The sequence below is a fragment of the Bernardetia sp. genome (assembly GCF_020630935.1).
Taxonomy (GTDB): domain Bacteria; phylum Bacteroidota; class Bacteroidia; order Cytophagales; family Bernardetiaceae; genus Bernardetia.
In genome coordinates this window covers 1-8,109 of sequence record NZ_JAHDIG010000109.1, presented here as the reverse complement: position 1 = coordinate 8,109, position 8,109 = coordinate 1, and the positions used below count along the sequence as shown (strand labels likewise).

7 protein-coding genes and 1 tRNA gene are annotated in these 8,109 nt (G+C 32.9%); 4 read left to right on the top strand and 4 right to left on the bottom strand.

Translation table 11 applies throughout. The annotated features are described in order from the left end of the window. Position 1 precedes the first annotated feature (1 nt). Positions 2–75: transfer RNA gene (locus QZ659_RS19445), tRNA-Ala, on the bottom strand. Positions 76–303: 228 nt separating this feature from the next. Between QZ659_RS19445 and mtaB the strand changes: the two genes are divergently transcribed. The 3 genes from mtaB to QZ659_RS19430 all read left to right on the top strand — a co-directional run bounded on the left by mtaB (position 304) and on the right by QZ659_RS19430 (position 3,471). Continuing rightward, a complete protein-coding gene (gene mtaB, locus QZ659_RS19440) occupies positions 304–1,626 on the top strand; it encodes a tRNA (N(6)-L-threonylcarbamoyladenosine(37)-C(2))-methylthiotransferase MtaB (protein WP_291728555.1) in 1,323 nt (440 codons plus the stop codon). 92 nt (positions 1,627–1,718) lie between these two features. Beyond that, entirely contained in the window at positions 1,719–3,107 is a 1,389-nt protein-coding gene (locus tag QZ659_RS19435; protein ID WP_291728553.1) for an Hpt domain-containing protein, read from the top strand. 40 nt (positions 3,108–3,147) lie between these two features. Next, a complete protein-coding gene (locus QZ659_RS19430; protein WP_291728552.1) occupies positions 3,148–3,471 on the top strand; it encodes a hypothetical protein in 324 nt (107 codons plus the stop codon). 6 nt (positions 3,472–3,477) lie between these two features. Here QZ659_RS19430 and QZ659_RS19425 read toward each other — a convergent pair whose 3' ends face one another. The 3 genes from QZ659_RS19425 to QZ659_RS19415 all read right to left on the bottom strand — a co-directional run bounded on the left by QZ659_RS19425 (position 3,478) and on the right by QZ659_RS19415 (position 5,842). Next, entirely contained in the window at positions 3,478–4,560 is a 1,083-nt protein-coding gene (locus QZ659_RS19425) for a hypothetical protein (RefSeq protein WP_291728551.1), read from the bottom strand. A 61-nt stretch (positions 4,561–4,621) separates the two neighbouring features. Then, positions 4,622–5,116: a DinB family protein gene (locus tag QZ659_RS19420; RefSeq protein ID WP_291728548.1), complete on the bottom strand. Its 495-nt coding sequence runs from the start codon at positions 5,114–5,116 to the stop codon at positions 4,622–4,624. 207 nt (positions 5,117–5,323) lie between these two features. Then, the gene (locus QZ659_RS19415) at positions 5,324–5,842 is read right to left on the bottom strand and encodes a YceI family protein (RefSeq protein ID WP_291728546.1); all 519 of its coding nucleotides are present in this window, start codon (positions 5,840–5,842) and stop codon (positions 5,324–5,326) included. Between the two features lie 332 nt (positions 5,843–6,174). Here QZ659_RS19415 and QZ659_RS19410 point away from each other — a divergent pair, with 332 nt between their 5' ends. Then, entirely contained in the window at positions 6,175–7,899 is a 1,725-nt protein-coding gene (locus QZ659_RS19410; protein ID WP_291728543.1) for a T9SS type A sorting domain-containing protein, read from the top strand. The last annotated feature ends 210 nt before the right edge of the window (positions 7,900–8,109 follow it).

Genomic DNA, 8,109 nt, shown 5'->3' with positions numbered 1-8,109 from the left:
GTGGAGAATATCGGATTCGAACCGATGACCTCTTCGCTGCCAGCGAAGCGCTCTAGCCAACTGAGCTAAATCCCCTTCATGTTTGTCTGAAAAGTAAACTAATTTCTCAAAAATGTAGTTCCTTTTTCAGTAGATATTTTTCAAATCTAGCAAATAAAAACAGTTTTGCTGATAAATACAAATTTTATTTTATTTCGTACCTTTGCAAACACAAAAAATAATATCGAATACCCTAAAATAGGCATTTTCAATAATCAGTCTATTCAATTCGTAATTTATAATTCGTAATTAGTAATTTCATTCATGCGTAAAGTAGCTTTTTATACATTGGGTTGTAAACTCAACTTTTCTGAAACTTCAACGATTGCACGCCAGTTCGAAGAGCGTGGATATGAGCGTGTAGAATTTAATGAAACACCAGATATTTTTGTAATTAATACTTGTTCGGTTACAGAAAATGCAGATAAAAAGTGTAAACAGATTGTAAAACAAGCCAAAAAAACCTCGCCTAATTCTTTTGTGATTATCATTGGTTGTTATGCACAGCTCAAACCACAAGAGATTGCGACTATCAAAGGAGTTGATGCTGTTTTGGGCGCAGCTGAAAAATTCCGTTTGTTTGAAGTATTGAATGATTTTGAGCAGAAAGATACTGTTCAGCTTTGTGCTTCTGAAATCTCCCAAGCAACTGAATTTAATACAGCTTATTCTTATGGCGACCGTACACGCACTTTCTTAAAGGTTCAAGATGGTTGTGATTATAACTGTGCTTTCTGTACCATTCCACTAGCAAGAGGAAACAGCCGAAGCGATACAGTAGAAAATATTTTGAAAGCTGCTAAAGAAATTGCAGCTACGGATGTGAAAGAAATTGTCTTGACAGGCGTAAACACTGGAGATTATGGGCTGATAAACGGTAAGCGTGTACATACATTCTATGAGTTAGTTCAAGAATTAGACAAAATAGAAGGCATTGAGCGTTTCAGAATTTCATCTATCGAACCAAATCTTTTATCAGATGAAATTATTGAGTTTGTAGCACAGTCTAAAAAGTTTGTTCCTCATTTCCATATTCCTTTGCAGTCGGGTAGCGATGAGATTTTGCGTTTTATGCGTCGTCGTTATAAGACCAGTTTGTACCGTGAGCGAATTGAAAAAATTAAAAGCCTAATGCCAGATGCTTGTATTGGAGTGGACGTAATTGTCGGTTTTCCAAACGAAACAGATGAGCATTTTATGCAGACTTATGATTTTCTTCATAGCTTAGATATTTCATATTTGCATGTCTTTACGTATTCGGAACGCAAGAATACAAAAGCTGCCATTATGAAAAATGCCGTTCCAAAATCGGTGCGTGCAGAGCGTTCGAAGATGCTACACGGCTTGTCAGATAAAAAACGTCGTTATTTCTATGAATCTCAACTTGGAAAGACTAAGACTGTCTTGTGGGAGAATGAAGTAAAAGATGATAAAATATTTGGTTTTACAGAAAATTATGTTCGTGTAAACCAGCCATACAATGTTTTGCTTCCTAACTCTATTCAAGAAGTAGAATTAAAAGATTTTGATTTTTCTAATAATAATATGACAGTTAATGTCTTGGCTATTTCGGAGTTGGTTGAGTAGGAATACTCTGCCTATTTTATTATAGAAATCTCAATAGTTTTTTGTAGCTTTAGGTAGAATTTATCCTATAATCCTTTTGACCTAACGCTACTTTGGCTGACAAAATCGTATCAAAAAATATTTCTTCTCTTACTAAATTTGATGCTCGCAAACTACACGTTTTGGCGAATCGCATACAGATTTTTTATTTAGATGCAAAAGGATGTATTTCTGATACTTGTCAGTCGGTTTGGAAAATCAATCAAGAAAGCAAAAGCAATTTTTACGAATTATTTGAAGCCTTTGCAGTCCACAGAGAAGCTATTGAGTTTTTGTCTGATGCTCCAATAGACACAGAAAGTCAAAGTCTTGCCATACCCAATGTAGAACTCACTTTTGAAGAAGAGACTTTCTTTGTAGATGCACTTTTCCAAAAGCCTCAAAACTCTAAAGAGAACTTTGCTTTAGAATGTCTGATAGAAAACAAAAGTGAATATTATACAGCTGTATATCAGTTGGAAGAACGCAATAAATTACAAGAAATTGAGTTTTTGAATGAAAAATGGCAACTTACCAAAGAGGCTGATATTTTAGAAGTCAATCATCAGAAAGAACTTACAGCACTCAACGAACAGTTGCGATTAGATTGGACAAATTTGCTTGCAAATAATCTTAAAAAGGTAGTTACAGAAAATTTTATTCAGTCTAGTCAAGGCAAATCGTTTGAGCATCTTATTGCCTTATCTGATTCTTTTGAAAAAATAAGTGGGATTTGTCTTATTCCAAAAGAAATAAAGTCTTTTTTATCACTTGAAAATCGTTTTCTATATGTTGGAAAAAATGACCTTCATAGAAAACTCATCCAAACGACAATAGAATTAGCAGGAGGAAAATTTATAGAAAAAGAACCACAAAATTTAGAATTTGATTTTTCTGAAATAGATTTTATATTTATAGAACAAGATATTATAAAAAAAGAAATAGAAGATACAACTTCGTTTTGTTTACTTGTTCCTCCTTCTTTTTTGGAAAAAGAACAAAAATGGGTAAACAATGAGGTAAATTTATTGATTTATCCTTTGTATCCGTTTCAAATTTGGCAACAACTACTATCCTTTATCAATACAAATACTATGAGCTACAACGAAAAAATTGACCTTTCACAGATTTATGAAATTGTAGATAACGAGCCGATGCTTGTTCAGAATATGCTACAAATTTTAGATAAAAACCTTAGAGAATATCCTGCACAGCTTCAAAGAGAGTTTAATGAAGGAAAGCTAGATACGCTTCGCCAAACAGTACACAAATTCAAATCTTGTACGGCTTATACAGGACTTACAAAGTTTAATACTACCCTTTCAGAAATTGAAGCCAGCCAAGAAAATGGTTGGACAATCGCCCAAATTAAAGACAAATTAGAATACGTTTTGCAAGCCATTCCTGTAATCAAGGTGCAGGTAGATGCTAAATTGAAGGAATTGGAGAAGGAGTTGTCGTAGAGAAAAGATAAATAATAAGTCAGAACATTGTAAGGATAAAATGATGGAAAATAATCAAATACCTTCAAAAGAAGAATTAGTCGATTATGCTATGGCAGCTATGGTAGAAGGATTACCTAAGAACTTTCAAATTGCTTGGTTAGAATATGAAAGGTTAGGCTCAAACCATAATAAAATTAATTACTACTGTGTCATTGAAGAAAATGGAAATATAGAGGAGTTTTCCCCTTCTGACTCTTTCGTTCCTATCAAATGTATAGAGTTAATGAATAATTATTTGGAAGAAGAAAACAAAAACTGGAAAAAAGCCATTCTAAAATTCACACCTAATGAATTAGAACTTGATTATGAATTTGATGAATAAAGCAGCTTACAAAAACGTTTTCTTAAACTCTGCTTTTACAATTCCCATTACTTCTGCAAATGAAGCGAAGGGAGTTCCATCTTTTTTATTTTGCTTACTAATCACTTGGATAATTTTCATGTGCTTGAAAATATCTTTGTAGGCTTTCAGAATCGGAGTTTTGGGGTCATAAATATGCGCAGGCTCAGAAGCTACGCCATTTACTTCCATTATTTTAATGCCTTTTCCTTGTTTGAAATCCTCAATAGAAGAGACTTTTATATCAAATCTTCCATAATAATAATTTTTTAATGGCTTCATTATTTCATCAAAAGCAGCTCGGTTTTCTTCTGTGATAAGACTATTTCCGTCTAAAAATTTTGTTCCTCTACAATGATTTCCAATATGCTCTAAGACTATTTTTTTATTTTTGGGAATTGTTATACTCCATTCTTCTGCAAATTCTTTTTTCAATCGCTTTTTCTGAAACCTTGCTCTATCAGAATCTTCTATAAGCTGAGCAAGTGTCTTTCCTCCATCTCCTGTTACACTTAAAAACTCCTTTTGTACGATAGAAGTAATGGCAGAACTCCTAAAATTTTTAATTCTGGAAACATCTTTTACTTTGCTAATCAAACTATTTGGCAATCTATAATACAAAACACCTAGTTCAACAGGTTCTTTTAAAAATTCTTGTATGATAAAGTCCGATTTATTTTGCTGAAAATAATCTTGTAAATATTCTTTGAGTTCTTCAAAAGAATCCATTTTCTCCACACCTTTTCCACGCTCTCCTATTTCTGGTTTAATAATAAATGGAAAATCAATTTCTTTTTTTTCTACTTCTGATTTTACAGTTTCAAAAGCAGTATCATTTTTAAAATACAATGATTTGGGAAGATATTTCTCATCTAAAAGTTTGAGAATATTTTGCTTAGGTTGTCCTTGAAGTCCACTCAAAGGCACAGCAGGATTGACAGAAGTAAAGTAGGCAAGCGACCCCGAACGCAATGCCAAATACAAACCATAGGGAACAGTAGGTAAATAGAAAAACCAAAACGACCAATATTCAAAATTCGTTAGTTTTATCCACCATAAAGGTTTTTTCATATAAAAATCTGTCGTTGGTGGGGACACCAACAACGGCTAAAGTGTATGAAATGCGTTAAAATTAGTTAGAAATGGTTTCTTGATGTTGGAGCGTTGCATAAGCGACACCAAATTCATCTGCAATATTAATATGTGGAAAAGCATTTCTAACAGCAATCTTGATAATGGCAAAATGATGAATCGTATGTTCTAAAACATAATAGAGTTCTCTTTCAGTTGTAGAAGTCAGCTTTGTTCTAGCGTGTGGTAGTGTAGCAAAAAGCTCTAGTTCGGTTTTGTTATCCAAATTTTGAAGCTTTTCGGCAATACTTTGAGATGTTTCTAATGCTTTTTTAGTGTAGTTTTCTAAATCAAGATTGCGCTTACGAGCATCATAATCTACTGATTTATTTTCTATTCCATCCAATAAACAAGTGTAAAACTCTAAAATATGTCTAACGTGTTTTCCTATCGTATTTTGTGAAATTATTTCTAACGGATGGGCGTATTCTATATCTGAAAGTTGATTTAAAAGTTCATCAAGCTGCTTCAAAACAGCAATATTAGATTGATTCATAAGGAGATTTTTTTCGAAATAAAAATATCTTTTATTGTTCTTCTGTGTATATGTGTCTTCCCTTTTGTGTCGTAATGCATCTACGATAAACCCTTTTTAAAAGCTAATTGATACGCAATCAGCTAATTAAAAAGGGTAGTTATATTTTTGTAAAAATACGGAAAGTCTAAGAATTAATAATGATTTGGGTACTAATCTATATAAAAATTAGTTTTTCACCTCTACATTTAGGAAGACTTTTACATCGTCTGAAAGAATCCAACTAGAACCACCCACACCAAAATCTCTTCTATCTATTTCAAAAGAACCATTGAGCTTATAACCTCTACTTGTTTGGCTGTAAGAGAAAGGAAAAGAAACAGATTTTGTCTTTCCTTTAATGGTAAGCTCAAAAGTAGCGTTGTACTTGCCATCACTTACTTTTGAGATACTTGTAGATTTCATAGAAATTTTTGGATGCTTTTCTACACCAAAATATTCGTCTTGCCTCAAATGTTCATCCCTTTTATTATTATCTGTATCAACCGTTTTTGCAGCCACACTCACATCAAATTTACTGCTTGCAAGGTCATCTGGGTTGAAATTTACTGTTCCTTGAAAGCCTTTGAAACTTCCATCGACAGTAATTCCTGCATTTTTAATTTTGAAAGTAACGGATGAAATAACAGTGGCATTTGCTCTATTGATTTCTTCAAAAGATAAAGAAGTGGGAGAGCTAAAAGACATACAACTAAAAATAAGGAGAAAGAAAATTGAGAAAATTGAAATTCTAGTATTCATAATAAATTAGATTGAGCTAAAAAAATATTTTAAAATTATTATCAGAATTATCAGTAAAGCAAAAACTATTTTGCTCTTAATTTCCCCTTGTTAGTATTGTTTGAATAACAATCTGCTATAATTATACCTAAAATGCAACTATAGTCTCTTTTTTTTGTCAAAACTCTTAAAAAGTTACGCTATTTCTTTTATATAGAAATAGTTAGCTCTGGAATGGCTTTCAGTTTTTTTGTATATTTAATCATACAAATGAAAGCTATTTTAAATTACCACCCTATATGAAAAACTTATACTTTCTTGGTTTACTCCTTCCTCTCATCTTCTATTGTTCTAGTATAAATGCTCAATGTAGTGGTTGTACTATTACTCATAATACTGCTACTGGAAATATTACAGTCAATTCAGGACAAACACTTTGCATTACCTTTGCAGGAACTTTTACAGGTCAAGTAAACCTAAGAGCTAACGCTAATCTTTGTATTTCTTCTTCTACTGTTTATACAGGTAGTCTAAACCTTTGGGGGAATAATGCTAGTGTACAAAACCATGGCACTTGGAATACAAGTCTAAACATGACCAATCGCCTTACTTTTAATAACTTTGGAACATTTGATGTAGGTAGCCTACAAGTTAATAGCAATGCCACTTTTACAAGCACGACAGATATTACTGTTACTGGAGATATTACTAATAACGGCACATTCAATGTCGCAGGTAGTGTAACAGCAAGAGATTTTAGCTCTAATTCGGGTAGTGTAGTTATCGGAGGAGATTTGAATGCTAGAGATGTCAGAACAAATAGCCCTATGCAAGTAGGAGGAGATGCTAACCTCACAGGAAATTTACAAGTTAATGGAACAGCAACACTCACTATTGCTGGAGATGCTACTGTAGCTGGAAATGTAGAAAATAATGGTACACTAGATTTTCAGTCTTCAACGACAATACAAGGAAACTTGAGTAACAATGGTGACCTAACATTTGAATCTACTTTTTCTGTTACAGGAGATGTAGCAAGTAATAGTGGTTCTACCTTAACAGCTAATGGAGCAGGTACAATAGGAGGAGATTTAGACGTCAATCAAGCAGATATAGATTTTAACGGAAACACTGATATTGGTGGAGATGTAGCTGTAAATAGTGGCTCTACGTTAGACTTTAATGTAGGAGGTTCTGTGGGTGGAGATGTAGATGTAAATGGAGGCACTCTGACAGCAAATGATTCGACAGTTGATATTACAGGAGACTTAACAAATAACGGAAGCATACAAGCTGGAGGTGCTTGTGGTAGATTTAATGTAGGTGGCGAAACACGAAACAATAGTGGTACAGTAGGTACAAATAATGTCCAGTTAGATATTTGTGATAGTTCAGCCCCTCAATCACCTCCAAATAATGGTTGGGATGTTCAATTTGCAGGTGCTGGAAATTTTGGCTCAAACTTGAGTTATTGTACTTGTTCGCCTACACCATTACCCATCGAACTACTGTCTTTTACTACTAAAAATGTAGAAAATGGAATACTTCTTAATTGGAAAACAGCTTTAGAAATAGACAATGACTACTTTCAAGTAGAAAGAGCTCCTTTTAACAATATTTCTAACTTCAATAGTATTGGCTTTGTACAGGCTGTTAGTGAAACTAATCCTATAAACAACTACAACTTTACAGATACAGAAGTGAGAAGTTCTGAAAAGTATTATTATCGTCTTAAACAATTAGACGTTGATGGCAGCTTTAATTATTCGCCTATTATAGTGGCAGAATATGAAAGTGATAGTTCATTGAAATGGAGAATAAAATCATCTAGTTGGGAATTAGAAAATATTGGTACTAATCAATCTGTACAGATTGGAGTGTATAATATTTTTGGAGAAAGAATAGAAAAATGCACTCTTACAAAGGATATTTTTAAAATTGACGTGTCTTCTCTTTCAAAAGGAATATATATTATCAAATATATTCAAGGAAGTAAAGTTCTTACTCAAAAAGTTAATCATTAATACGTGTGGATAGCTTAAAGGCGTATCTTTGGTATTTATTTTATCTACACCAACAGACAACTTTTAATAGCACTATGTGCTTTACTCCAAAGTCATTTTGCTTTTTAGAGCATCTATAATTTCTTGATTTCTGATTAGGTTTTGTTTATATTGGTTTTACTTTAAAAGTTGAACTTGTTTAAGAATGATTTTCTAGTGCAAGATCTCATC

What these genes read in the sequence shown, in the direction of transcription:
- mtaB (WP_291728555.1), top strand. Translation starts at nt 304, where the DNA reads ATGCGTAAAGTAGCTTTTTATACATTGGGTTGTAAACTCAACTTTTCT.
- QZ659_RS19430 (WP_291728552.1), top strand. Translation starts at nt 3,148, where the DNA reads ATGATGGAAAATAATCAAATACCTTCAAAAGAAGAATTAGTCGATTAT.
- QZ659_RS19415 (WP_291728546.1), bottom strand. Translation starts at nt 5,842, where the DNA reads ATGTCTTTTAGCTCTCCCACTTCTTTATCTTTTGAAGAAATCAATAGA.
- QZ659_RS19425 (WP_291728551.1), bottom strand. Translation starts at nt 4,560, where the DNA reads ATGAAAAAACCTTTATGGTGGATAAAACTAACGAATTTTGAATATTGG.
- QZ659_RS19410 (WP_291728543.1), top strand. Translation starts at nt 6,175, where the DNA reads ATGAAAAACTTATACTTTCTTGGTTTACTCCTTCCTCTCATCTTCTAT.
- QZ659_RS19420 (WP_291728548.1), bottom strand. Translation starts at nt 5,116, where the DNA reads ATGAATCAATCTAATATTGCTGTTTTGAAGCAGCTTGATGAACTTTTA.